General features: G+C 63.8%; 16 protein-coding genes, 1 other RNA gene and 2 pseudogenes. 16 read left to right on the top strand and 3 right to left on the bottom strand.

The window, feature by feature from the left end; genetic code table 11:
• Window positions 1-76: 76 nt before the first annotated feature.
• From J3481_RS05900 to pepF, 3 genes and pseudogenes are all read left to right on the top strand, one after another.
• Window positions 77-1,375: pseudogene (locus J3481_RS05900) on the top strand (pyrimidine-nucleoside phosphorylase); the annotation flags it as partial.
• 33 nt (window positions 1,376-1,408) lie between these two features.
• The gene (gene cdd, locus J3481_RS15050) at window positions 1,409-1,825 is read left to right on the top strand and encodes a cytidine deaminase (RefSeq protein WP_407929319.1); all 417 of its coding nucleotides are present in this window, start codon (window positions 1,409-1,411) and stop codon (window positions 1,823-1,825) included.
• Window positions 1,826-1,828: 3 nt separating this feature from the next.
• Window positions 1,829-3,658, top strand: coding sequence for an oligoendopeptidase F (gene pepF / locus J3481_RS05895; RefSeq protein WP_206830281.1), 1,830 nt, complete (start codon window positions 1,829-1,831; stop codon window positions 3,656-3,658).
• On the opposite strand, the gene J3481_RS05890 is transcribed toward pepF, so the two are convergent.
• Entirely contained in the window at window positions 3,659-4,900 is a 1,242-nt protein-coding gene (locus J3481_RS05890; RefSeq protein WP_236011266.1) for a sensor histidine kinase, read from the bottom strand.
• A gap of 190 nt (window positions 4,901-5,090) precedes the next feature.
• Window positions 5,091-5,888: a pyrroline-5-carboxylate reductase dimerization domain-containing protein gene (locus J3481_RS05885; protein ID WP_206830283.1), complete on the bottom strand. Its 798-nt coding sequence runs from the start codon at window positions 5,886-5,888 to the stop codon at window positions 5,091-5,093.
• Between the two features lie 141 nt (window positions 5,889-6,029).
• Between J3481_RS05885 and J3481_RS05880 the strand changes: the two genes are divergently transcribed.
• The 9 genes from J3481_RS05880 (at window position 6,030) to ssrA (ending at window position 16,391) form a co-directional block, all read left to right on the top strand.
• Complete coding sequence (locus tag J3481_RS05880; protein ID WP_206830284.1) at window positions 6,030-7,217, top strand: phosphoglycerate kinase; 1,188 nt, start codon at window positions 6,030-6,032, stop codon at window positions 7,215-7,217.
• Window positions 7,218-7,230: 13 nt separating this feature from the next.
• Window positions 7,231-8,001, top strand: coding sequence for a triose-phosphate isomerase (tpiA, locus tag J3481_RS05875; protein ID WP_206830285.1), 771 nt, complete (start codon window positions 7,231-7,233; stop codon window positions 7,999-8,001).
• Window positions 7,998-9,563, top strand: a complete 1,566-nt coding sequence (gpmI, locus tag J3481_RS05870; RefSeq protein WP_206830286.1) for a 2,3-bisphosphoglycerate-independent phosphoglycerate mutase — start codon at window positions 7,998-8,000, stop codon at window positions 9,561-9,563. The genes tpiA and gpmI overlap by 4 nt, the downstream gene beginning before the upstream one ends.
• A gap of 32 nt (window positions 9,564-9,595) precedes the next feature.
• Window positions 9,596-10,876, top strand: a complete 1,281-nt coding sequence (gene eno, locus J3481_RS05865) for a phosphopyruvate hydratase (protein WP_206830287.1) — start codon at window positions 9,596-9,598, stop codon at window positions 10,874-10,876.
• A gap of 50 nt (window positions 10,877-10,926) precedes the next feature.
• The gene (secG, locus tag J3481_RS05860) at window positions 10,927-11,169 is read left to right on the top strand and encodes a preprotein translocase subunit SecG (protein ID WP_206830288.1); all 243 of its coding nucleotides are present in this window, start codon (window positions 10,927-10,929) and stop codon (window positions 11,167-11,169) included.
• A 94-nt stretch (window positions 11,170-11,263) separates the two neighbouring features.
• Window positions 11,264-12,466 carry an MFS transporter gene (locus J3481_RS05855; RefSeq protein ID WP_206830289.1) on the top strand — a complete coding sequence of 401 codons (1,203 nt, stop codon included), beginning with the start codon at window positions 11,264-11,266 and terminating at the stop codon, window positions 12,464-12,466.
• A 133-nt stretch (window positions 12,467-12,599) separates the two neighbouring features.
• Window positions 12,600-15,296 carry a ribonuclease R gene (gene rnr / locus J3481_RS05850; RefSeq protein WP_206830290.1) on the top strand — a complete coding sequence of 899 codons (2,697 nt, stop codon included), beginning with the start codon at window positions 12,600-12,602 and terminating at the stop codon, window positions 15,294-15,296.
• A gap of 96 nt (window positions 15,297-15,392) precedes the next feature.
• Window positions 15,393-15,866 carry an SsrA-binding protein SmpB gene (smpB, locus tag J3481_RS05845; RefSeq protein WP_206830291.1) on the top strand — a complete coding sequence of 158 codons (474 nt, stop codon included), beginning with the start codon at window positions 15,393-15,395 and terminating at the stop codon, window positions 15,864-15,866.
• Between the two features lie 154 nt (window positions 15,867-16,020).
• Window positions 16,021-16,391: a transfer-messenger RNA gene (gene ssrA, locus J3481_RS05840) on the top strand.
• A gap of 241 nt (window positions 16,392-16,632) precedes the next feature.
• Here the strand turns inward: ssrA and J3481_RS05835 are convergent.
• A pseudogene (locus tag J3481_RS05835) lies at window positions 16,633-17,562 on the bottom strand (IS256 family transposase); the annotation flags it as partial.
• Between the two features lie 1,687 nt (window positions 17,563-19,249).
• Here J3481_RS05835 and J3481_RS05830 point away from each other — a divergent pair.
• The 4 genes from J3481_RS05830 to J3481_RS05815 all read left to right on the top strand — a co-directional run bounded on the left by J3481_RS05830 (window position 19,250) and on the right by J3481_RS05815 (window position 25,628).
• The gene (locus tag J3481_RS05830; protein ID WP_206830292.1) at window positions 19,250-20,707 is read left to right on the top strand and encodes an aldehyde dehydrogenase family protein; all 1,458 of its coding nucleotides are present in this window, start codon (window positions 19,250-19,252) and stop codon (window positions 20,705-20,707) included.
• A gap of 153 nt (window positions 20,708-20,860) precedes the next feature.
• Entirely contained in the window at window positions 20,861-21,283 is a 423-nt protein-coding gene (locus J3481_RS05825; RefSeq protein WP_206830293.1) for a DUF2294 domain-containing protein, read from the top strand.
• A 287-nt stretch (window positions 21,284-21,570) separates the two neighbouring features.
• Entirely contained in the window at window positions 21,571-23,088 is a 1,518-nt protein-coding gene (locus J3481_RS05820; protein WP_206830294.1) for an NADH dehydrogenase subunit 5, read from the top strand.
• The gene (locus tag J3481_RS05815) at window positions 23,088-25,628 is read left to right on the top strand and encodes a DUF2309 domain-containing protein (protein WP_206830295.1); all 2,541 of its coding nucleotides are present in this window, start codon (window positions 23,088-23,090) and stop codon (window positions 25,626-25,628) included. The genes J3481_RS05820 and J3481_RS05815 overlap by 1 nt, the downstream gene beginning before the upstream one ends.

The following is a 25,628-nucleotide window of genomic DNA, read 5'->3' as shown; positions in this document are numbered from 1 at the left end:
ATCGAGGCGCGGACGAGCCGCGCGGCGCTGTGGTACGATGGACGCGAATGACCTCGAGACGAGAGGGTGGCTTACGATGCGAGCGGTGGACGTGATCGACAAAAAGCGGAGAGGGGAGGCGCTGACGGAAGAGGAACTGCGCTTTCTGATCGAGGGCTACGTGGGCGGTAAGATTCCCGACTATCAGATGAGCGCCTTTCTGATGGCGGTGGTCTGGCGCGGCATGACGCGCCAGGAGACCTTCGCGCTGACGAGGCTCTTGGCGGACTCGGGCGAACGACTGGACCTCTCGATGATCCCGGGCATCAAGGTTGACAAACACAGCACGGGCGGGGTGGGCGACAAGGCGACGCTTGTCGTGCTGCCGCTCGTCGCATCGCTCGGCGTGCCGGTCATGAAGATGTCTGGGCGCGGGCTCGGGCACACGGGCGGGACCATCGACAAGCTCGAGTCCATCCCGGGGTTCCGAACCGATTTGAGCGTCGCGCAACTCGTGGCGCAGGTGAAGCAGGTGGGCATCGCGCTTGGCGGGCAGACGGCCGATTTGGCCCCGGCCGACAAGAAGCTGTACGCGCTTCGGGACGTCACGGGGACCGTCGAATCCCTGCCGCTTATCGCCAGTTCTGTGATGAGCAAGAAGCTGGCCGGCGGCGCGGACGCCATCGTGCTCGACGTCAAGGTGGGGGACGGCGCGTTCATGAAGTCGCTTCCCGAAGCGCGCAGGCTCGCGCGGCTGATGGTGGAGATTGGCGAAGCCGCGGGGCGGAGGACGGTCGCGGTCCTCAGCAACATGGATCAGCCGCTTGGGTGCGCCATCGGGAACGCGCTCGAGGTCGCCGAGGCCATCCGCGTGCTCTCCGGCGAGGGGCCGTTCGATCTCGCCGAAATGGCCCTCGCCCTGGCCGAGGAAATGGCGGTCCTCGCGGGCGCGGCCGCGACACGCGAAGAGGCGCGCCACAAGCTGCGGGCGTCGGTCGCCGAGGGCCGAGCCATCGCGACCCTGAAGCGCTGGATTGCGGCGCAGGGCGGCGATCCGTCCGTGGTGGACGATCCAAGCCGGCTCCCGCAGGCGCCGGTCGTGAAGCCGTATCTTCCTCCCAAGGCTGGCTTTGTCGCCAAGCTGCCCGCGCTCGCGTTCGGCCTCGCGGCGATGCGCCTTGGCGCGGGACGGGAGACCAAGGATGCGGCCATCGATCCATCCGTCGGCATTGTGCTGCACGCCAAGGTGGGCGATCGCGTCCAGACGCACCGCCCGATGTTCACCGTGCACGCGCGCACGCAGGAGGACGCTATCCGCTGCATCGAGGAACTCGAGCGCGTCATCGAGATCTCGGACGATCCCGTCGAGGCGCCGCCGCTGGTTTTGGCCCGCATCGACCGAAGCGACGCTGCGCCCCACGCGGATCTCATGGAGGCCGCGCGAGAGGCGCGCGAGCGGGCGTATGTGCCGTATTCCGGCTTCGCGGTGGGCGCGGCGCTGGAGCTGGCGGACGGGCGCATCGTGACGGGCGCGAATGTCGAGAATGCTTCGTATGGGCTCACCAACTGCGCCGAGCGATCCGCCGTATTTCGCGCCGTGGCGGAGAGCGCGCCGGGCGCGAGGCCCGCGATTCGCGCGGTCGCCGTCATCGCGGACAGCCCCGATCCCGTCTCGCCCTGCGGCGCGTGCCGGCAGGTGCTGGCGGAATTCTGTTCGCCCGAGACGCCCGTGTATCTCGGCAATCTGAGCGGCGCCGTCGCGGAGACCTCTGTGGGCGCGCTTCTTCCGGGCGCGTTTAGCGATGAACAGATGGCCAACGTCAGGCGTCAGGACAAGGAGGCGTGAACCTTGGCATCACCCGTCATTTGGGCGCGCGATGTGCGCGGCAAAGCGAGAGACGAGATCGATCCGGAGTACCGCTGGAATCTCGAAGACATCTATCCGGATGAACAGGCGTGGCGCAAAGACGCCGAACGGGCCCGTTCACTCGCCGGGCAGTTCGTTCAATATCGCGGCCAGCTGAATGCCTCGGGCGAAAAGCTTCTCGATGCGCTCCGCGCGCACGACGAATTGAGTCAGGTGCTCTGGAAGCTGTTCGTGTACGCCAAGATGAAGCTCGACGAGGACACGACGGAGAGTTGGCGACAGGCTCTCTTTGCGGAGGCTCAGCGTCTGGCGGCCGAAATTCAGGCGCTGACGTCGTTTTTCTACCCGGAGCTGGTTCAACTGCGCCCCGACGACGTGGAACGCTGGCTGAACGAGGTGGAGGGCCTGAAGCTGTACCGGTTCTTCCTCGAGGAGACGCTGCGCCAGCGCGATCACGTCCTCAGCCCGGAGCAGGAGGAGGTCTTGGCGCAGTTCAGCGAGGTGCTTCACGCGCCGTCCGAGATCTTCGAGATGTACAACAACGCCGACACGGTGTTTCCGGTCATCCAGGACGAGAACGGCGAGGCCGTGCAAGTCACGCACGCCTTGTACCACGAGCTGTTGGAGCGGCGCGATCGCGGCGTGAGAGAGCGCGCCTTCCACGCGGTGTACGACACGTACAAGAAGCACCGCAACACCATCGCGGCGCTGTATGCGGCGAACGTCAAGCGAAACGTGGTGAACGCCCGCGTGCGCCGGTATCCTTCGGCGCTCGATGCGGCGCTCGACGGCGACAGGATTCCTCGGTCGGTGTACGAGAACCTGATCCGGGCCGTGCGCGACTCCATTCCGGCTCTGCAGTCGTATCTCGCCTTGCGCAAGCGGGCGCTCGGGCTCGACGAGCTGCACATGTGGGATTTGTACGTGCCGCTCGTGGGCGAGATCGACTGGAAGGTGCCCTATGCCGAGGCGCGCGAGACGGTGCTTGAGGCCGTGAAGGTGTTTGGCGACGCGTACGCGAGCGCCGCCCGGCAGGGACTGTACGGTCGATGGGTGGACGTGTACGAGACGCGTGGCAAGCGATCCGGTGGATACTCGTGGGGCACGTACGGGACACACCCGTATATCCTGCTCAACTACACGGATTCCGTCCAGGACATGTTCACGCTGGCGCACGAGCTCGGGCACTCGATGCACAGCTACTTTTCCCGCAAAACACAGCCCTACATTTACAGCGACTACACCATCTTTGTCGCCGAAGTGGCGTCGACGGTGAATGAGACCATCCTGTACGACTTTCTTCTCGGCCGGGAACAAGATCTCCGCCGGCGGGCGTACCTGCTCAACCGGCAGGTGGAGACCATCCGCACGACGCTCGTCGCGCAGACGCTGTACGCGGAGTTCGAGAAGCGGACGCACGAGCGCATCGAGTCAGGGGGCGCCATCACCGCGGATTGGCTGGACGAAGTCTTTTACGAGCTGAACCGGGCGTATTACGCGCCGGAAGTGACGGTGGACGACGACATCGCTCACGGTTGGATGCGGATCCCGCACTTTTACTCCGCGTTCTACGTGTACAAATACGCGACCGGCATTTCGGCCGCGCTCGCCCTCGTGGAACGGATCCGGAGCGAGAAAGATGCGGCGGTCGAGCGATATCTGCAATTTCTTTCCTCGGGGAGTTCGAACACGTCGATTGAGCTCCTGCGGATGGCGGGCGTCGACATGACGAGCGACGTCCCTGTTCGCCAGGCGCTCGAGCGGTTCGGGCGGCTGACGGAGGAACTTGGGGGACTCTTGGCGGCGCGCTGACTATGCGCGCCGCAGGGCGCACCTGGGGATGTCCACAGTGACCGTCGTGCCTGTTCCGACCTGGGAACGAACCGAGATGGAACCGCCGTGCGACTCGACGATGTGTTTGCACACGAACAGTCCGAGGCCCGTTCCGCTGGATTTGGTGGTGTAGAACGGCCGGAAAATGTGCTCCACGTTTTCGATCCCGCAACCGTTGTCGGTCACCTGGACGAGCACACGGTCTTCCCGCCCGGCCACATCCAGCGCCACCACGGCGTTCGGGCGTTCCCGGCAGGCCTGAATGGCATTCTGAACGAGATTGATGAGGACCTGCTTGATTTGAGAAGGGCGGACGGCGGCCAGGATTGGGGTGGCGGGGACGCGGAGCTCAAGTTCGATGCCGCAGAGGCTCGCTTCTGGCCCGAGGAAGCGATGGACGGATCGCGCAAGTTCGGCCATGTCCACTTCCGCCGCCGCTTCGCGTTCGGGGCGGCACAAGCCCATGAAATCCTCCAGCAGTTCCCGTATCCGGTCCAACTCGCTGATGGTCAGTTCGAGGTAAGCGCGATCTTTCTCGTCGCACCGCTCGGCAAAAAGCTGCAAAAATCCGCGGGCGGTGGTGAGCGGATTTCGAATCTCGTGCGCGATGCCGGCGCACAATTGGGCCAAGGCCGACAATTTCTCGAATTCCTGCAATTTCTTTCGCGTGCGTTCGATCACGGATTGGCTTCTTCGCGCAAGCATCCGCTCGCAGGTCGTCCACGCTTGGGTCGCGGCGTGGGCGAGGTGCAGCGCGAGGCGCGCGAGATGGCGCGGATCATCCCACGGCATACGCCGGACCACCGCGAGATGGCGCGCTCGTCCGACGGCCGCGGGCAGCCTCGTCCATGCGGTCCACCACCGGTCGACGCGCGCGACGGACACCCGTGGTTCACCCGCATCCCTTGGCGCAAAGGGCCGCGGTTCGTGCGCTACCGAGGCGAGGGTTTCGCACCATGCCGTGTTCAGGAAGGCGTCGATCTCGTCCGGCCTCCAGTCGCCGTGCGCTGCGCTGGTCAGGACGCTGCCTTCGGCGTCCAGGATGAGGCACAGAAAGGGTTCGGCGTCCGGATGTGTGGCGGCGAGATCGCGCAGGAACTCGAAAAAGGACGTTTCGCGCGCGCTCGCTCGGACCAAGCGGGAGGATGCCCGGAGGCGGGCGGGAGATGATGTGTCCGAGACCTCTTCAGGCCTGCAGACCTCGTTGTCGTTGGAAGCCATGGGTGCGTATCCAGAGCCCAACTTGACGACCACCTTTGACGTCATGCCGAACACATTTCTACACTTGTATTCATTATGCGACTTGCGAGAGTAGCGCACAAGGTGGTGAATTCCAGTTCACGCCCGTTCGACAAAACTTGTCAAATCTCGATCTCGAACGGCGCGCTTCGAACCTCTTTGCGCAAGCGGTTCAAAGCGGGGGCGGCGCGTCCGGATGTCCGCTCGCAAAGCGCGCGGTGCGGCGGTGGAGGTCGGCGAACACGCTTTCGGCTTGCGCGAGCGCCGCAAGGCCTGCCTCGGTGACGCCGCCTGGCACGCAGATGGCGTCCAGCACTTCCGCGAAGGACCAGCCGGTCTCCAGCAGGCGCGCGAAGCCGATGGCGGTCTCCCGAATGAGCGCGGCCGCTTCGGCGCGGTCCATCGATCCGACGGCAGCCGCGGCGTTCGACCAGGCGAGACAGAGCCGCGCAAGGAAAGCTGGGCCGCAGCTGGTGAGATCGGCCGCGAGGCGCACCTGTTCTTCCGGGACGGAAAACGGCTTGCCAAGGGGGGCGAGGAGTCGCTCGACGCGCCGCTTGACGTCTGGATGAGTCGCCTCAGGGTAAATGACGACAATGACGCCCGCCTTCGCCCATTGGGTGAGGCTCGGCACGATTTTGACCGGCGCGGCGGGAGTGAGGCGGCGCCAGGCGGCGAGATCGGCCGTCGAGATGGTGGTCACGAGGAGGCTGCTCGGCATAAGCCGCGGGCCGATGTCGCGAACCACGCCTTCTCCGTCCGGGGCGCGCGTGCAGATGAACACCGCGTCGCACATGTCCGCGATGGTCTGGAGGTCTTGGGCCACCTCGATGCGGGGATGGCGTGCGGCCACGAGGGCGGCCTTTTCCGGCGTGCGGTTGAACACGAGGACGCGATCGCCAGACGTCTCCGCAAACAAGGCGGCCAGCATGCCGCCCATGTTTCCGGTCCCGATGATGCCGATGGTCATGGTGGGCCACCCCCGATGCGATCTCGCTCTTGCCATGTATATGTCGCCCTTCAGCCCTTTAGACGCGCGCGGCAGGGTCTGGTACAATACAAGCGGAACAGCACCCGAGATCAGACGAAGCTTGGAGATGGGAGGATTTCTGTGCCAAAGAAGACGGTGGAAGATGTCGCGTGGCAGGGCAAGCGCGCGCTGGTGCGCGTCGACTTCAACGTGCCCATGGACGATGCGCGCCGAATCACGGATGACACGCGCATTCGCGCGGCGCTGCCGACCATCACCTATCTGTCGGATCGCGGCGCTCGCGTCATTTTGATGAGCCACCTCGGCCGGCCGAAGGGAGAGCCGAATCCCAAGTACTCCCTCCAACCGGTGGCGGAGCATCTGGCGTCGCTTCTTCCGGGGAAACGCGTGTCGTTTTGCCCGGCGGCCGTCGGGGATGAGGCGCAGGCGGCGGTGTCGGCGCTCGCGGACGGGGACATCCTGCTCTTGGAGAACGTCCGCTTCTACCCCGGTGAGGAGAAGAACGATCCCGCCTTCGCCCGGCAACTGGCCGATCTCGGCGACGTGTTTGTGAACGACGCGTTCGGTTCGGCGCACCGCGCGCACGCGTCGACGGCCGGGATCGCGGCCTATCTGCCCTGCGTGGCGGGCTTCCTGATGGAGAAGGAAGTCGGCATCATGGGCAAGGCGCTCGCCCATCCGGAGCGTCCGTTTGTCGCGATCATCGGGGGCGCCAAGGTGTCGGACAAGATCAAGGTGATTGAGAATCTGCTGCCCAAGGTGGACGCGCTCATCATCGGAGGGGGCATGGCCAACACCTTCCTGGCGGTCGAAGGCCACGACATGGCGAAGTCCCTCGTCGAGGAGGACGCCAAGGATACAGCGCGGCACCTGCTCGATCTCGCCCGCACATCGAACCGCAAGCTGCTGCTTCCGGTGGACGTGGTGGCGGCCAAGGCGTTTGCGCCGGACGCGGAGCACACGGTGCGGCTCGTGAGCGAGCTGCAGCCCGACGAGATGGCGCTCGACATCGGGCCTGTGAGCGTGGAGATGTTCCGCAGCGAGATCCTCGGCGCAAAGACCGTCATCTGGAACGGGCCGATGGGCGTGTTCGAGATGCCCGCGTTTGCCAAAGGCACGTTTGCCATCGCGCAGGCCATGGCGGAGGCGGATGCCACCACCATCGTCGGCGGCGGCGATTCCGTGGCGGCGGTGGAACAGGCCGGCGTGGCGGATCGGATGACGCACGTGTCCACGGGCGGCGGCGCGTCCCTCGAGTTCTTGGAGGGCAGGACGTTGCCTGGTGTGGCCGCGATCGAGGAAAAGTGAGGAGGTCTTTTGGATGGCGAGGACGCCCCTTCTCATGGGCAATTGGAAGATGTACAAGACCGTGGCGGAGGCCCGCGCGTTTGCGGAAGCCTTGGGGCAGCAGTCGCAGAGGCTCGACGGCCGAATGGAGTACGCCATCTGCGCGCCGTACACATGTCTGCACGTGCTGCGCGTGATGCTGCCGGCGCAGGTGCGGCTGGGTGCACAGAATGTATTCCCAGAAAAGGAAGGTGCTTATACAGGCGAAATCGCGCCGGGCATGCTTGCCGAGTTCGGGACGAAATATGTCCTGGCTGGACACTCAGAGCGCCGCATGCTGTTCGGGGAATCGGATCAGTTCATCAACCAGAAGGTGAAGGCCATCGCAGCGAACGGCATGACGCCCGTCCTGTGCGTCGGTGAGAATTCATCGCAGAAGGAGGACGGCGTGACCAAAGAGGTGGTCACGGGCCAGGTCCTGCAGGGACTCGATGGTCTCTCGGCCGAAGAGGTCGCGCGCGCGGTGGTTGCGTACGAGCCGGTCTGGGCCATCGGCTCCGGCAAGGCGGCGACGCCCGCCGATGCGGAGGAAGTGGCACAGGCCATTCGCGCCGCGGTCGCGGAGGCGTGGTCGGCGGAGGCGGCGGAAGGGTTGCGCGTCCTGTACGGAGGCAGCGTCAAGCCCGAGAACGTCGCTTCGTTCGTGCGGGAGCCCAATCTCGACGGCGCGCTCGTCGGCGGCGCGAGCCTCGATCCCACGTCGTTCGCGGCCATGGCGGAAGCCATCAGGGAGGTGCTGGAATGAGCGGATTCGCGCGCAAACCGCGCCCGAACGGCAAAGGGCCCGTTGCGCTCATCATCCTCGACGGCTTCGGGCTGAGTCCGCACCACGAGGGGAACGCCGTGTATCTGGCCAGGACGCCGAATTTTGATCACTACTGGGAGACCTACCCGCACACGACGCTTCAAGCGTCGGGCGAGGCCGTGGGCTTGCCGGAAGGGCAGTTCGGCAATTCGGAAGTCGGCCACTCGAACATCGGCGCGGGCCGCGTCTTGTATCAGGATCTGACTCGCATCACGAAAGCCATCCGCGAGGGCGACTTCTTCCAGAACGAGGTCCTCGTGCGGGCCATGGATTTGGCGATCCGCCGCAAGAAGACGCTCCACATCTGCGGCCTCGTGTCGGACGGCGGCGTCCACAGCCACATCGATCACCTGTTCGCCCTCCTGCGGATGGCGGCAGGGCGAAAGGTGCCGCGCGTTGCGGTGCATGCGTTTCTCGACGGCCGGGATACGCCGCCGACCACGGGGGTGGGCTACCTGACCCAACTTCAGGCGCTCATGGACGATCTCCAGACAGGCGTCATCGCCACGGTGATGGGGCGGTACTACGCGATGGATCGCGACAGGCGCTGGGAGCGCGTCAAACAGGCGTACGACGCGATGGTCCACGGCGAGGGCGAGCGCCAACAGGACGTGATCGCGGCGGTCAAGGCGAGCTACGAGGCGGAGGTCACGGACGAATTTGTGAAGCCCATTGTGCACGTGGACGCGGACGGCAAGCCGCTGGCGACGGTGGAAGACGGAGACAGCCTCATTTTCTTCAATTTCCGGCCGGATCGCGCCATTCAGCTGTCGCTCGCCCTCACGGACCCAGGGTTTGACGGGTTTGACCGCGGCCCGAATCCGCCGAAGGTGCACTTTGTCTCGATGACGAAGTACAGCGACGACGTGAAGAGCGAAATCGCGTACCCGCCCGATTTTCCGAAGGAGACCTACGGCGAGGTCGTTTCGAAGGCGGGGCTCACGCAGCTTCGCATTGCCGAGACCGAGAAGTTCCCGCACGTGACCTTCTTCTTCTCCGGCGGGCGCGAGGAGCCGTTTCCGGGCGAGGAGCGCGTGCTCATCCCGTCGCCCAAGGTGGCGACGTACGACCTGAAGCCGGAGATGAGCGCCTATGAGGTGGCGGACGCCGCAGCCAAGCGGATTCGCTCGGGCGAGATCGACACCATGATCCTGAACTTCGCCAATCCGGACATGGTGGGTCACACCGGCTCGCTCGAGGCGGCCATCAAGGCGTGCGAGGCGGTCGACGAGTGCCTGAAGACCGTGATGGACGCCATTTTCGACATGGACGGCGTCGCCATCATCACGGCCGATCACGGCAACGCCGACGTGATGATCTACCCCGACACGGGCGAGGTGTGCACGACGCACACCACGAACCCTGTGCCGTGTATCGTCACCGTGCCGGGGCTCAAGTTGCGCGAGGGCGGCATTTTGGCCGATCTCGCCCCGACGCTGCTCGATCTGCTCGGCGTGCCGCAGCCCGCGGCGATGACCGGCAAGACGTTGATTCAACACTGAACGCACACACGCACGAAAAGGAGAGGATCGCGATGTCCGAGATCTTTGACGTCCATGCGCGAGAGGTGCTCGACTCCCGAGGCAATCCCACGGTCGAGGTGGAGGTGGAGCTCGAGTCCGGCGCGAAGGGCCGCGCGATTGTGCCGTCCGGCGCGTCGACGGGCGCCCACGAGGCGGTGGAGCTTCGCGACGGCGACAAAGGCCGTTATCAAGGCAAGGGCGTCCTGAAGGCGGTCAAGAACGTGAACGAGATCATCACGCCGGAGATCATCGGCGAGGACGCGCTCGATCAGATCGCCATCGACAACCTGCTCATCTCGCTCGACGGCACGCCCAACAAGGGCAAGCTCGGCGCGAACGCCATCCTCGCGGTGTCCATCGCGGTGGCGAAGGCTGCGGCGGCGGAGGTGGGCCTTCCCCTGTACCGGTACCTCGGCGGCACGTACGCGCACACGCTGCCGACGCCCATGATGAACATCCTGAACGGGGGTAAGCACGCCGACAACACGGTGGACATCCAGGAGTTCATGGTGGTGCCGCACGGCGCGCCGACGTTCCGCGAGGCGCTGCGCATGGGCGCCGAGATCTTCCACAGCCTGAAGAAGGTGCTCTCGGACAAAGGCCTCGCCACGACGGTCGGCGATGAGGGCGGGTTTGCGCCCAACCTGAAGACGAACGAGGAGGCCATTCAGGTCATCGTCGAGGCCATCGAAAAGGCCGGCTACAAGCCGGGTGAGGAAGCTTCCATCGCGCTCGACATCGCCTCGACGGAGCTGTACAAGGGCGGACAGTATCACTTCGAGGGCGAGGGCGTGACGCGATCGGCCGATGAGCTGATTCACTACTACGAAGGGCTGCTCGCCAAGTATCCGATCCTCTCCATCGAAGACGGCCTCGCGGAGGACGACTGGGACGGATGGAAGAACCTGACCGCTGCGCTCGGCGGCAAGGTGCAGCTGGTGGGCGACGACCTGTTTGTGACGAACGTGGAACGGCTGAAGATGGGGATCGATCGCGGCGTGGGCAATTCGATCCTCGTCAAGGTGAACCAGATCGGTACGCTCACGGAGACGTTCGCCGCGGTGGAGCTCGCGAAGAAGAACCGATACACGGCCATCATCTCACACCGCTCGGGCGAGAGCGAGGACACGACCATCGCCGACATCGCCGTGGCGTTGAACACGGGGCAAATCAAGACGGGTGCGCCGAGCCGGACGGATCGCGTGGCCAAGTACAACCAGTTGCTGCGCATCGAGGAGGAGCTGGGCGCGGCCGCCGTCTACGCCGGGCGCGGCGCGTTTGTGCAAGGTTGACAGCCGTGCTAGACTAAGTTTGGGATTCGGGGAGCGGAGGTGACAAGACCATGATGCTGGCGGCCAAGATTGCGCTTGTGGCGCTCTGTGCCTTGCTCGTGCTTGTCATCCTGCTCCAGTCGGGAAGAAGCGCGGGCCTGTCCGGCGTCATCACGGGCGGCGCGAACCAGTTTTCCAACCGGCGCCCGAGAGGCGTCGACTCGCTGTTGGCCCGCGTCACCGTGGTGCTCGCGGTGCTCCTGTTCCTCGTGACGGGGCTCATCGCGGTGATGTATCACTACAACGTGCACTAGATGCGCGACATTCCGAGTTGAACCAGGCTTCAGGTGCTCTTCTGCGGCGCAGAAGGGCTCCTTTTTTGCGCGCGGATGAAAGGGAGGAACGGCGATGGGGAAGGCGCTCTGGCTTTTGGCAACGGCGGTGTTTGTGGTCTCGCTCGATCTGCGTCCGCCCATCACGTCCATCGGGCCGCTCGTCCTCACCATCCAGCGATCGCTCCACATGAACGCCGCGGAGGTCAGCCTGCTCACGTCCATTCCCGTATTTTGCATGGGCGTGTTCGCGCCGCTCACAGGCGCGGTGGCTGCGCGGCTCGGCATGAACCGCGCGGTGTTCGCGTGCGTCTCGCTCGTCGGCGTTGCGACGCTCGTCCGATTCTTTGCGCACGCGTCCTGGCTGTTGCTGTTGTCCGCATTTGCGGCAGGCGTCGGCATTGCCGTCTGCGGGCCGCTGCTTTCTGGATTCATCAAACATCATTTCGGCGAGCGCGCCCCGGCCGTGATCGGCCTGTACTCGGTCGGGATTGGCCTTGGCGCCCTCGCCAGCGCCGCGCTCTCCATCCCGTTGGCACAGGCGCTCGGGTCCTGGCAGGGATCGCTCGGCATGTGGACGGGGCTCGCGTTGCTGGGGCTCATCGCGTGGGTGCCGGTGCTTCGCGGCGCGCGCCGCAGTGCCGAAGGCGGCCATGGCGAAGTCGGAAGTGAGTCCGGCGGCGCGATTCCGACGCGATCCCCCTGGCGAGCCGGGAGGGCCTGGCTGCTGCTTTTGGCGTTCGGCCTGCAATCCGGCATCTACTACTCCACGACGACTTGGCTTGCACCTCGCGCCGAAGAGCTCGGCTACTCGGCGGGCGGCGCGGGCGTGGTGCTGACGGTGTTCGCGCTCATTCAGATGTTCGCGAGCCTTCTCTTGCCCGTGGCCATGAGCTGCAGCCAACATCGCGCGCCGTGGCTCGTGGCGTCGGCATCCTTCACGCTGGCGGGACTGGTGATCTGCGCCCTTCCGCTTCCCGCGTGGAGCGCCTGGGCGGCGGATGCGCTTCTTGGCGTCGGTCTCGGCGGATTGTTTCCCATTCTGCTCATCCTGCCTCTTGACGAGACGACAAACGGCGACGACGCGAGCCGCTGGACAGCCATGATGCAGTGCGGCGGATACATCATCTCCGGCGTGGTGCCCATCGCGGCGGGCGCCATCAAAGACGCAACCGGCAACTTTCTGGACTCGTTCTGGCTGCTCGTGGCGCTTGCCGCTGGGCTCGTGATCTGCTCGCTCTTCCTTCACAAGCGGGCGCCCCGCCAGAAGGCCGCTTGAAACGCGCTTGGCGTTCATTTGCCGCACGGGACAAATTTCTTCTCCCGCGTGTGGCGATCTCGTCCATTTGAGTTCATACTAGTAGCAACGCACGCGGGTGCATCCGGCGAATGGACGATGGAGTGAAGCCTTCTTGTGGAAAGAGCGATTGCTTGAATACATGCGTTCGGAGGAATACAGGCCGAGCACGGTCCAGGAACTGTGCGAGCGGCTCGGCGTCACAAGCGCGGCGGATTTTCGCGCGTTTGTCCGCCTTCTGAACGAGATGGAAGACGCGGGGGATCTCGTTCGCACCAAAAACAACCGCTACGCGCTGCCTGAGTCGATGAATTTCATCGCGGGCAAGCTCCAGCTCAAGGCGCGAGGATACGGCTTTGTCATCCCGGACCATGAGGCGGAGGCGGATATCTACATCCCACAGTCCGCGCTGAACGGCGCCATGAGCGGAGACCGCGTTCTCGTGCGCCTGCGGGACGAACGCGGCAAGGGATCGCAGGCGCACCGCGAGGGCGAGATCGTCAAAATTCTGGAGCGCGGGAACGACCGAATCGTCGGCCAGATTGCCATCTACGCGCATCATGCGTTCGTCACGCCGCTCGACAAGCGGTTCCCGGAGGACGTGTTCGTCCCCAAGGACGCCGTGGGCGGCGCGCACGACGGGCAGGTGGTCGTGGTGGAACTCACGTCGTACCCCACGGCCACGCACGGTCCGGTGGGACGGGTGGTGGAAGTCCTCGGCCATCCGGACGAGCCTGGCGTGGACATTTTGGCGATTGTGCGCAAGTACAACCTTCCGGAGGCTTTCCCCGAGGACGTGCTGGCTGAGGCCGAGCGGATCCCGGTGGAGATCCCTCCGGACGAGATCGCGCGGAGAAGGGATTTTCGCAGCGAGACCATTGTGACCATCGACGGCGACGACGCCAAGGATCTCGACGACGCGGTTCACGTGAAACGCCTGCCGAACGGCCACTACGAGCTCGGCGTGCACATCGCCGATGTGGGCTTCTATGTCAAGGAAAACAGTCCGCTTGACAAAGAGGCCTTCCGGCGGGGGACGAGCGTGTATTTGGTCGATCGCGTCATTCCCATGCTGCCTCAGCGCCTGTCCAACAACATCTGCTCGCTCAATCCGAAGGTGGATCGCCTCACGATGTCGTGCGTGATGGAGATCGACGGACAGGGCCGCGTCGTGTCCCACGAGATTGTGCCGAGTGTGATTCGGACGGCGGAGCGGATGACGTACAACGACGTGCGAAAAATCCTCGAGGATGGCGACGACGAGCTGAGGGCGCGTTACGCGCCGCTCGTGCCCATGTTCGAGCTCATGCGCGAACTGGCGCTCATTCTGCGGGAAAAGCGCTTGCGGCGCGGCGCCATTGACTTCGACTTCGACGAAATCAAGGTTCGTGTGAACGATCTCGGCGAACCCACCGCCATCGAACCGCGCCCTCGCTCCATTGCGGAGCGGATCATCGAGGAGTTCATGCTCGCCGCCAACGAAACCGTGGCCGAACATTTCCATTGGCTGGGTGTGCCGTTCATCTATCGCGTGCATGACGAGCCAGATCCAGACAAGATCATTCATCTCAATCTGTTCCTGCACAACTTTGGGTACCATGTGAAGGGATCCGCCGGGGGCAAGGTCCATCCGCGCGCGCTTCAGGAAGTGTTGAACCAGGTCGAGGGCAAGCGCGAGGCGCGGATGATCTCGATGGTCATGCTCCGATCGATGCAACAGGCGAAGTACCGCCCCGAGTGCACCGGTCACTTTGGGCTTGCGGCGGAGTATTACACGCACTTCACGTCGCCCATCCGCCGGTACCCGGATCTGGCCATTCACCGCATCATACGCGAGGTGTTGACGCGCGGCTCCCTGAGTCCGCAGCGCGAGGCGCAGCTCCGCGAGTTTGTCGCGGACGCGAGCCGACAGTCGACCGAGCGGGAGCGAATCGCCCAGGAGGCCGAGCGCGAGGTCGACCAGTTAAAGATGGTCGAGTACATGCAGGCGCACATCGACGAGGAATTCGACGGTATCATCTCGGGCGTCGTCCCGTTTGGCCTGTTTGTGCAGCTGGACAACGGTGTCGAGGGACTGATTCACATCAGCGAGCTGTCGGACGATTATTACGTATTGCACGAGCGGCAGATGGCGCTCATCGGGGAGCGGACCCGGCGCGTGTTTCGGATTGGCGATCCCGTCCGCGTGGTCGTGATTCGTGCGGCAAAAGAAGATCTGCGGGTTGACTTTGGACTCGTGGAACACCTGCGCGAAGCCACGTACGTCGGTGGGGAAGGCCCCGGCGCCATCGTGTATGATGAGGATCTGACGCCCAAAGAGCGCCGGGAAACAGAGCGGCGCCGGCGGGAGGCATCACGGACTCGCGGGCCGCGAAGGGAGAGGGATGCGCCGAGCGGGCGGTCCGGCCGTGGAGCAGGCGCGGGGCGGTCGGTGCGCCTGTCTGACTGGGACGACGGTGAGGAAGATCGTTCCGCGCCCGCGGGCGACCAGTTGCCTGAGCTCCCGTATGACGTCTGGGACGCGGAGTATCCCGATCCTCGGGCGCGCCGTGGACGCAAGGCGGGAGGCCGCCGCGGGGGAACCGGCTCGGCGCGAGAAGATGGGAAGCCGGGCGGGCAATGGGAGCCAGCGTCGGCTCGGCGCGGCGGTTACCGCACCTGGCCCACGTGGGAGGCGGAAGGAAGCGGCGGTCAGCGGTCGAGGAAGGGCAAGGCCGGATCGTCGCGGCGAGGAGAGCCAGCGGCTGGGAAGCGCAAATCGGAGACAGGGAAATCGGGCAAGCGCGGTTCGCGTAAAAAGCGCGGACGCTGAGACGGACGGGCCCCGTCGTGCGGGCAAGGGGCTCCTCGTCGACTTCCGGACACGGCGGCGAATCGCGCGCCCGTCAGGGCATCGGAGTGAACTGGGATGGCGAGATCGCAGGGAATTCGGTTGATAGCGCAAAATCGGAAAGCGTACCACGATTATTTCATCGAAGAGACGTACGAAGCGGGGCTCGTGCTGACCGGCACGGAGATCAAGTCGATCCGCAAAGGGTCCGTCAGCTTGCGAGATGCGTATGCGCGCGTGGATGACGGGGAAGTGTTCATCTACAACATGCATATCGCGCCCTACGAGCAAGGCAATCGGTTCAATCACGATCCGCTTCGGCCGCGCAAATGCCTGTTGCACAAGAAGGAGATCCATCACTTGTACGGCGCGGTGCGGCAGCGCGGCGTGACCTTGGTGCCTACCAAAATCTATATCAAGGACGGTTGGGCCAAGGTGGAGCTCGCTCTCGCAAAGGGCAAGAAGCTGTACGACAAGCGCGAAGCTGCGAAGGAGCGCGACGCAACCCGCGAGATTCAGCGAGCCCTGCGCGCGCGTGCGCGAGGGGAATGACGGGCCTTGTTCCGCACGGACGGTTGGTCGTCTGCCTCAGAGAGGGACATGATGGAAATGGGTTGATCTGTCTTCGGAATGGAGTATAATAAGGTGTGCTGTTGAACGATAGGCGATTCGCTTGAGACATGCCGAACGGCTGTCGCCAAAACGCGGGGGCGTTTTGGATTCGACGGGGACTGTTCGAGCATGTACGGCGGGCCGTGGGGCTGCGACCACGTTATGCACGCAGGTCTAAATTTAACTGGCAAAGCGAATCGCTTTACCACTCAAAACAAGCTCGCTCTCGCTGCTTAATCCAGCGAGACCGTTGCGTGATGCGTCGCCTGCGCGCGTCGCGTAACGTCATCTGAGCAGGCTGGCGGCATCCCTCGTTCGCGGGGGTGTCGCGAGACATCAGCGAACTTGCCTGTGCACCAGCGTGACCGTCCGCGGGTCACAGGGACATGAATCGACGGTCTACGCCCGTAGATGTACATGTGGCGAGGTCTTCGGACGCGGGTTCGATTCCCGTCGCCTCCACCATGCATAACCCTAACTCGCAAGTTGCAATCGAATTCGTCGGTTCCGTCGTCGAACGTGATGATGACGGAGTCGACGAATTCTTGTATGATGGCCTTTTTCGCCGCGTCGTCTCCGTGGAGGAGCTGGTACTTCTTTTCGCGGATCACAGCCTCAATCGCCGCATCGTCAAGATGGTCTCGTTTTTCCATGACTTCAAGACGAACAAGCGCTTTTTCGATTTCATCCTTCCGGTCCTTTGCTTCATTTGAACCGCCTTCAGCGCCTTCTCTGCGTAAGCCTCGACAAACGCATCTTTGAGCAACCGTGCAGTTTTCAGGTCAAGCGCATCCAGGACCGCGCGGACCTGTTGGTAGACCTCCTCCTGCAACGCCTTGGGTGTGGCGTCCAAGAGATTGCGCATGAAGTGGGTCTGCTACCGTTCCACGTGCAGCCTTGAAATTCGGTCTGAAGTGCCTTGACGAGTCCGCTATGGCTGTCGAACACGACGATGTCGACGCCGCTCAAACCGCGTTGCTTCAGCCAGGCGAAAAATTCCCGCCAACTCGATTCGGATTCGCTATTCCCAAGCATCAGCCCAAGAATCTCACGATATCCCTCGTCATTCACGCCGACGGCAATCAAAGCCGCGCGCGAACGAATGCGTCCGTCTTCCCGAATCCAGAGGACCAGGGCATCGACGAGCAGAAACGGATAGCGGTGCTCGGCGAGGCTTCGGTGGTTCCACGCCTGGACGATTGGGTCAAGGCGTTTGCACAGGTCCGAAACCGTCGATTTCGAAAGGGACGTGCCACACAACTGCTCCGTAAGCTTGGTCACATCTCGGGTAGACACGCCGTTCACCACCATCTCCATCAAGGCGAGGAGAAAAGCTTGCTCGCTACGCTGATACCGAACAAAAAGCTCGGTTGAGAATTCGCCATTTCGAACCCTCGGCACACGTAACACGAGCCTTCCCACCCGTGTGGTGAGCGTGCGCGTGACGGCCCTATTGCGGTAACCCCTTCGCGCCTCTGTACGCTCGTAGGGTGCGGCCTTCAGCTGTTCTTAAACCTGCGCTTGGAGATTGGAGAATTGGATGAACGCCGCTCTCCACCAGCTTGGCAATCCCTCCATCCCGCTGAAAGAGCCCTTCCAAAATCGCGTCGTCCACGGTAATCTGGTATTGAGCCATTGGGGAACCCTCCTTGAGATGTGTGATTTTGTCCAACTCACATTCTACCGAAGAGGGCCCGGATGGCTCTTCATGTTTTCGGTTGGCAGCCCCTTTTTACACATGATATCGGACACAACTTATCGGATTTCGATGTACCGCGTATTCATGTTTCACGCGCCTCCTCTGGGGAAAGGATGGCGCGTGAGAGATGAAGAATTGCGCCAAGTTTAGGCCATCTCGCAGTTTATCCAAACATATGTTCGTAAAAACTTGCTCGGAATCGTATAATAGAAATCGTCGTAGACGACCTAGCGGTCTGAGGGTGTGGTAAACCACCTCCCGGTCATGGGGCGGTGTGGCTCCCGTTCGGGTAGCGGGAGGTGGTCCGAATGAAGGTTAAGCTTCAGGTAATTCCCATACCTGTAGGTCACCTTTGGCTCTTTGCGTTTCGCATCGAGTTCGATAAAGACTGATGGCCAGCCCGTGCCACCGAGCTGACCATCGCTTAACCGTATCTGTGAGCTCATTCGGCCCGAACGGCCGCTACACCGTCCGTCGCCCCTACTCGTTCCCGCGAGTGGGGGCACTTATATTATACACCTCTTCCCCGCTTTTTCTCCGCCTCTCTTGCAGTTTTCCTCATCATCCAATGCTCGTCCGATGGTGCTATCACCATATTTAGTTATTTGCGTTGTTCCCAAACGGTATATACTCACTATGAGAACACATGTTTGTATAAGAGGTGTCCCTATGCACCGTCCTACCGCCTTACTTCGCCAGTTGCTCATTCTCGAACTCATCCAAGCGTATAGCGCACGCGAGTTAGGGCGCGTCAAGGCAGAGATGCCCGCGGACGGTTTGGAGGTCATCGAGCGTTCCCATGAACGAATGACAGGTGCCACGATTCGACATGGGGGTGGGGAATTCATCCCGATAATTTTGAGGAATGTAGGCCGATAATCTTGGGGAATTCTCATCAATTATTGGGGATTTTACACCCGATGTTGACAGCTTGGTACGCCGGTAGAGCCGGTAACCGCCGCCAAGAGGCGGCGCTGAACGAGCAGGAGTCAGCAGAGGTCATCGTACGCAGGTGAGCGGTCACCCGCGGAAGGACCGACCATGAAACGAGGATGGACTGGATGCGTTCATACGGCGAGCAAAGACAGTAGAAAACCCCGGACGGGGCCTTGAACCGGAAGGAAGCGGTGAAGCCGCAGGGGTCCGGGTATCAAGGGCCGAGTTCGTCGTTGGCGATTCGACGAATGGATACGGCGGCGGGTGCGGATGTGCATCTGGACTCGATACCGAGAACTGCGCGCACTCGGGATAGCGCAACACGTCGTCCACATGACGGCGAATTCGCGCATCGGGCCGTGGTTCATGGCCAAGATACTGAACGGTATCCTCGACCGAGTGTACCTCACAAAACTGGGACTTAGGAGCATGTACACGCGATATCTCGAACCCCGTAGCGTTTCATGAACCGCCGTATGCGGGACCGCACGTACGGTGGTGTGAGAGGACGGGGGGCTAGCCGCCCCCTCCTACTCGATGGCGTCATGGAGGACCCTGCACCCCGCCATCTTTTTCGGACTCGTGTTCCGTATATCGGAAAACGGCAATGGTTCGTCCTTGAAAGCGCTTTTACCATGATCCTCGAAACGTGTGCCGCGACATGCTCGGCGAGGAATGGGAGGTCAACATGCTGGACCGTGCTCAACTCTCTCATCAATATATCGCTGGCGAGTGGCGCGAGGGACGGAGTTCCCGCGTGCACCGCGATCAAAATCCGTTCGATGGCTCGACGGTCGCCGAAATTCGGCTGGCTACGGTCGAGGACATCGATGAGGCGTACCGGGCCGCCGCGGAGGCGCAGAAGGCCTGGGCTCAGGTCAATTCCTTCGAACGGCAGGCGGTGATGGAACGAGCCCTACGCATTTGGGAGGGGTATCGCGACGATGTGATTTCGCTTGTCGCGGACGAGATCGGCGGGACGCACATCAAAGCGGTCATTGAGTTTGAATTGGTCAAAAACTTTCTGCGCGAGGCGGCGACGTATCCGCTCCGGATGGAGGGGCGCCTGTTGCCCGCCACCGTCCCGGGCAAGGAGAATCGCCTGCTGCGCCTGCCGGCTGGCGTGGTGGGCATCCTGAGCCCGTTCAACTTCCCGATGTGCCTGTCCATGCGCGCCTTGGCGCCTGCCATCGCTTGCGGCAATGGGGTCGTTCTGAAACCCCATGAGGAGGCGGCCATCACCGGCGGCACGCTGCTTGCGAAGGTCTTTGAAGAGGCGGGGGTGCCGAAGGGGCTGGTCAACATCGTCATCGCCGACGTCGCCGAGATCGGCGACGCGTTTCTCGAGCATCCGATTCCGAGGATCATCTCCTTTACCGGTTCGACTGCTGTGGGTCGACATATCGGCGAAGTGGCCGGCCGTCACCTGAAGCGCGTGACGCTCGAACTGGGCGGAAACAGCGCGCTCATCGTGCTCGACGATGCGGACCTGGATCTTGCCGTCGACGCCGCGGTATTCAGCCGATTCATGCATCAAGGTCAGATCTGCATGTGCGCCAATCGCGTGATCGTCGTGAAAGATGTGTATGAGTCATTTCTCGGGAAATTTGTCGAGCGCGTGTCGAAACTGAAGTTGGGGGACCCGCGAGATCCCGAGACGGTGATCGGGCCGCTCATCAACCGGCGCCAGGTCGAGAGGCTGCTGGCAGTCGTCGATGCGAGCATCGAGCAAGGTGCTCGCGTCGCCTACCGGGGGCCTGTGGAAGGAAATGTGGTGGGTCCCGTCGTGTTGGCCGACGTGCGGCCGGAGATGGCCTGCGCCAAAGATGAAATGTTTGGTCCCGTGGTGGCGGTGATGCCTGTGGCGGACGAGGATGAGGCCGTGCGTGTCGCGAACGACAGCGACTACGGGCTGACAGGTGCCGTGATCACGCGAGACGTGGAGCGGGGCGTGCGGATTGCGATGCAGGTGGAAAGCGGGATGTTCCACGTGAACGACGGCACGGTGAACGACGAACCTCTTGTCGCGTTCGGCGGCGAAAAGGCCTCAGGCGTCGGGCGCTACAACGGCCGATGGGGCATCGATGAATTTACGACGCTCAAGTGGATCTCCATTCAGCGCGATCGGCGCCAGTACCCCATCTGAGTCTTTTCATGCCTCTTGGATGAACCGAACGCCCGGGCCGGACCTGGGCGTTCGGTCCTGTTTTCCCCTTGTCGCCATGAGCGTTCCCTTGTTACAATATTCACTGATGTCCAGCGCGAGGCCGTGCAGCGATCGCGGTAGAGGGAGAGAGACATGGCGGCATCCAAGCTGAAAGGCTGCATCGAGGCTGACATCAGCAACGCCCTGACCAAATGGGAAAAGGACTATCTCGGGCGCGGCTCGGTCTCGGTCAAGACGGATATCTTGAGGGACATGATCATCGTTTCGCTGCATGGCATTCTCTCGTCGGCGGAGTACGCGCTTTGCGAGACGTACGAGGGCATGTTGTCCGTCAAGCGGACCCGCACGAGTCTGGTGGAGTCCGGCGTTGAGGATCTGAAGGAGATCATTCGCCGGATCACCGGGGAAGAGGTCAAGAGCTTTTTCACCGACCTCAGCACGCGGACGGGCGAGCGGATCATGGTGTTTCGGCTTCATTCGGATCTCGAGCGGAAGCTTGCCTCCGGCGAGTTCGAGGGCGGCCGCGAGACGGTGGACGCCGGGCGCGATACGTAAGGCGTCGGAACCGCGCCGGCGGTGGATGGCGGCGTCAGGTGCATAGGGGAACATCGAAATTGCAGATTCGTGGTGGTGTGCCTATCGCGGCGTTCGACTTCTGAAGAAGGGGCCGACGAGGCGATTGGGCCACCTATACAACCCGGGTGTTTGTCCGGCTGGAATCAGTTGGCGAAAAACCGGCGTGACTCGAAGGATGGAGTGTGACACTCCATCGCCGAGCGCGCCGGTTTTTCCGTTTTCATGTCGAATTCCGCGGCCACAGGTCGCGGACGAGGAGGGCGCAGATGACTTCGTGGATGACCGAACATGGGATGGAATTGGCGTGGCTCTCAGCCTGGGGATTGGCGTGTGGCACCGGAGCGGCGCTGTGGCCCGTTCGAGAGGTCGGGCGCCGCGTCCGGATTCACCTGGCGGCTCTGGGCCTTGTGAGTCTGCTGTCCGTCGTTGGCCTGGCCGGAGGTGCGACGGCTGTTCGCGTCGGACCGCTTCATCCGACTCCGCTCGGCTGGGCGATCTCGTCCTACATCAGCGCGCTCGGTCTCTTGGTTCAGGCGTTTTCCATTCGACACCTGTCAGGGGACGAGCGATACGGAGCCTACTTCGGATGGATGACGTGGACGACGTTTTTCGCCAGCGCGGCGTGGATGGCTGGCGACGCGTGGTGTTTCGCGGCGTGCTGGCTGGGCATGGATGTCGGCCTGCTTCGCCTGATGGCGTTGCAGCGGCGAAGCCGAGCGGCGCGCGAGGTCGCGAGGATGGCCTGGCTCAGGCTGGCACCAAGCCTCATCGGCGTGATCGCCGTCTGCCTCATGGCCGCAGCGGTCTCTCGCTCCCCGTTTCTCGATGCGGGCATCCGCGCGCTCGCCACGCATCCGTCGGCGAGCTTTGCGGCGAGTCTCTTCCTCGTCGCGGTGGCCCTCTCGCAGGCGGGCAATTGGCCGTTTGGGCGCTGGCTGCTCGATTCCGCGGTGACCCCGACGCCTGTGTCCGCCTTGATGCACGCCGGTCTGGTGAACGGCGGCGGCCTGCTCCTCGCCAAATTCGCGCCCGTGCTCGCGGCCGCAGGCGTAGGGCCGGACGCGCTGCTCCTTGCCTTCGCGTGGCTGAGCGTGCTGATCGGGACGGGAGCCATTCTGGTGTCGGCCGATTATAAGCGCCAGCTCGTCGCGTCCACCATGGCCCAGATGGGTCTCATGCTCATCGAGTGCGCCATCGGCGCGTACGCGATCGCCGTGGTGCACCTGATCTTGCACGGCATCTTCAAGGCCACCTTGTTTCTTCGCTCCGGCTCCGCCGTCCCGCCTCCCGAGGACGCGCTCGTTTCGCCGCCTTCGCAGCCGAGGCGGACGATGTGGCCGGCCGCCTTCGGCGCACTCTTCTTCGCCGCCTATGTCCTCCCGCATCTCGCCGACGGAATGCGGCTTTTATCCGGGCTTGCGCTCGGCGCGGGTTGCGCCATTGCGGCGCGGAGCATCGCCGCGCTTGACGCCGGCCGCTGGCTGGGGCTCCTCGCGGTCGCGGGAGCAGTGGGGATCGCCGAAGAGGTCCATGCGGCCCTCGTCCGCGCCATCGCGTCTTTCGGCCAGGGCACGGTCCGCCCGAATCCGGCGCTCGCCACCGCCGCTGCCGCACTCATCGTCATCCAGGCCGTCGCCTTGACATGGTGGCGATCTCGCCCGGCCCGTCCATGGTCGATGCGCGCCTACGCGTGGCTCGTGCATCTCGCCGATCCGCGCCCGGCGTCCATCGAGCCGCAGCCGACTGCGCTCGAACAATTGATCAAGGAGGCCATCTTGAAGTGATGCACACCGCGAATGCATGCTCCGCGTCAGGCTGGACGGCGTCGTCCGCCGCCAGCGCCGCTCGGCTCGCGCTCGACGCCACCGCCGTCCAGTGGCCCATCTCCGTGTTCATCGCTCGGCATCCGTGGCCGGATCTCGAGGCCGTCCCATTTATGGAGGCGATGCGCAAGCTACAGACGCTCGGCGGCGTGAGCCTGTATCCACCCATGCGTATCCTTCGCCACGCCCTCCATCGCGGCGAGATTGATCCAAATCTCCTGCGGGCGCGTATGGATGAGTACCTGGAGGAAGCTGTGCCGCCGCATGTGCGGGACGCGTTTGCCGCTGTGCAAGAGGCGCTCACCGAGGAAGAGGGCTCGGCCATCGACGTCCCGCCTGAGGCGATGGCGCTTGCCGCGCACTGCGCGGGCATGCCTCATCTGCCCGAGGAGGCGCTCTGCTTCTCGCTCCCTTCCGATGGCGACCGAGCGCGCGTGGACGCGCTCTCCATCCGGTACCTGAAGCTCTTTCTGGACCGCGGCCAGGCCGCATGGCCGATGCCGCTTCGCGAGCAAGGGCTGTTTCGCGCGGCGCGCACACTGGCCGAGCGCGATCCGGCCTTTCATCGCGACGAAAGGCGCCGCTTGGCGGAGTTGCCGGATGACCCGGAGGACGTGCTCGCCTTCGGACTTGAGCGCTTCGAGGTGGCTCCGCGCCTCGCGGCGGATTACTTTCGCGTTCACTATCTCCGGCTTCCGGGATTTGTGGGCGCGCTTCGCTTTCGCGGTCGGGAGCTGGAGCAGGAAGAGCGGCTCATGCGCGACTATCTGGCGATGCGCATCCTCTTGGAGTGGGCCATCGCGGGGGGCGCCAACCGAACGTTTCTGCCTCATCCGGATCTCGCCGGGCTCGCCACCACTGCGGCCTACGTGCTGCGGATGGCGCCGAACTCGGCGAGTGCCGAGCTGCTACTCGCCGCGCATCGCTACCGCGTCGCGGATCGGTACGCCGTGTGGCTCGACGCTTGGGAGCGGACGTACGAGGCGCGCCTGATCAAAACCTGCGGCGCGTCCGCCCCGCGCGAGACCGCCGCGCCGCAGGCGCAGCTTTTGTTCTGCATCGACGTGCGTTCGGAGATCTTGCGCCGCCACATCGAGGCCGAGGGGCCCTACGAGACGTTCGGGTGTGCCGGATTTTTCAACCTGCCGGTCTGGACGCGATCGCTCGACAGCCCCTATGCGCATCCCAGCTGTCCAGCTATCGTGGAGCCCGTGGCAGAGGTGCGCGAGGAGGGGGTGGATGAGGCGGATGTGGCGCCGTGGCGCTGCCTTGCAGGCGCATGGCGCGCAGTCGCGCAGAGCTTCAAAAAGGTCAAGCAGAGCAGTGTCGCATCCCTCGCTCTGCCCGAACTGTCAGGACCGTGGCTTGCCCTCTATGCCGCCTTGCGAACCGCCTCTCCGCTTCGCCACCTCGCGGCGCGGCTTAAGCGCGCGGGTTGGCCGAAACCGAGGACGAAGGTCGTCATCGAGCGGCGCGAACCGCTGTCCGATGTGCCAGTGGGTCTCACGGTCGAGGCGTTGGCGAAATTCGCGGCGGATCTGCTTCAGTCCATCGGCCTCGCGCGGTTTGCACCTCTGGTCGTCGTCTGCGGCCACGAGGCGCGCGCAGAAAACAACGCTCATCAGGCGGCCCTCGACTGCGGGGCCTGCGGCGGGCGATCCGGCCGCTTCAACGCGCGGGCCCTGGTTGCCGCGCTCAATCGCGCAGATGTCCGATCGCGCCTGGCCACCGAGCACGGCATCTCGATTCCGGAATCGACGCGGTTTGTGGCGGCGGTGCACGTGACGACGACGGACGAGATCGAATGGCTGGATGTGCCGCCGCTTACCGGTGAGGAGCGCGCCCACTTTGAGGCGCTTTGTGCCGCGGTGCGGCGCGCGGGCGAGAAGGCCGCGGCCGAACGGGCGCGGGCCCTACCGGGCCTGCAAGGGACTCGGGCGACGCGCGAGGTCAGGCGGCGTGCCGCCGATTGGACGGAGGTCCGGCCCGAATGGGGCTTGGCGAGAAATCGCGCGTTCTGGATCGGGCGTTTGGATCTCGCCTTCGAAGCGGCGCTGGGCGAGGCGTTTTTGCACGACTACGATTGGCGGCTGGACCCCGACATCCGCAGCCTGCGCTCCATTGTGGCCGGTCCGGTCACGGTGGCCCAGTGGATCAACCTTCAGTATTACGCATCGGCGGTTGCCCCGCACGCGCACGGCGCGGGCAGCAAACCGACGCAGACGGTGACGAGCGGCATCGGCGTGATGCAGGGGAACGGGAGCGATCTCTTGCCCGGCCTGCCGTGGCAATCGGTCGCGAGCGACGATGGCCGCCTGTACCATCGGCCCGTGCGCCTGCTGGTCGTCATCGAGGCGCCGGTGCGCGCCGTGGAGCGGCTGCTCCAGGAAGACGAGCGATTCCGCCGCAAGGTGCAGAACGGCTGGCTCCGCTTGTTGATTCGCGATCCGGAACAGGGCGCGTGGGTGCGCGCAGACGAGTTGGTCGCCGCTGCGGTGTAA

The sequence above is a fragment of the Alicyclobacillus fructus genome (assembly GCF_017329605.1).
GTDB classification, from domain to species: Bacteria; Bacillota; Bacilli; order Alicyclobacillales; family Alicyclobacillaceae; genus Alicyclobacillus; species Alicyclobacillus fructus.
This window is presented reverse-complemented; position numbering and strand designations above follow the sequence as displayed.

What these genes read in the sequence shown, in the direction of transcription:
- cdd (WP_407929319.1), top strand. Translation starts at nt 1,409, where the DNA reads ATGGAGGCCGCGCGAGAGGCGCGCGAGCGGGCGTATGTGCCGTATTCC.
- J3481_RS05890 (WP_236011266.1), bottom strand. Translation starts at nt 4,900, where the DNA reads ATGGCTTCCAACGACAACGAGGTCTGCAGGCCTGAAGAGGTCTCGGAC.
- J3481_RS05885 (WP_206830283.1), bottom strand. Translation starts at nt 5,888, where the DNA reads ATGACCATCGGCATCATCGGGACCGGAAACATGGGCGGCATGCTGGCC.
- tpiA (WP_206830285.1), top strand. Translation starts at nt 7,231, where the DNA reads ATGGCGAGGACGCCCCTTCTCATGGGCAATTGGAAGATGTACAAGACC.
- gpmI (WP_206830286.1), top strand. Translation starts at nt 7,998, where the DNA reads ATGAGCGGATTCGCGCGCAAACCGCGCCCGAACGGCAAAGGGCCCGTT.
- eno (WP_206830287.1), top strand. Translation starts at nt 9,596, where the DNA reads ATGTCCGAGATCTTTGACGTCCATGCGCGAGAGGTGCTCGACTCCCGA.
- secG (WP_206830288.1), top strand. Translation starts at nt 10,927, where the DNA reads ATGATGCTGGCGGCCAAGATTGCGCTTGTGGCGCTCTGTGCCTTGCTC.
- J3481_RS05855 (WP_206830289.1), top strand. Translation starts at nt 11,264, where the DNA reads ATGGGGAAGGCGCTCTGGCTTTTGGCAACGGCGGTGTTTGTGGTCTCG.
- smpB (WP_206830291.1), top strand. Translation starts at nt 15,393, where the DNA reads ATGGCGAGATCGCAGGGAATTCGGTTGATAGCGCAAAATCGGAAAGCG.
- J3481_RS05830 (WP_206830292.1), top strand. Translation starts at nt 19,250, where the DNA reads ATGCTGGACCGTGCTCAACTCTCTCATCAATATATCGCTGGCGAGTGG.
- J3481_RS05825 (WP_206830293.1), top strand. Translation starts at nt 20,861, where the DNA reads ATGGCGGCATCCAAGCTGAAAGGCTGCATCGAGGCTGACATCAGCAAC.
- J3481_RS05820 (WP_206830294.1), top strand. Translation starts at nt 21,571, where the DNA reads ATGACTTCGTGGATGACCGAACATGGGATGGAATTGGCGTGGCTCTCA.
- J3481_RS05815 (WP_206830295.1), top strand. Translation starts at nt 23,088, where the DNA reads ATGCACACCGCGAATGCATGCTCCGCGTCAGGCTGGACGGCGTCGTCC.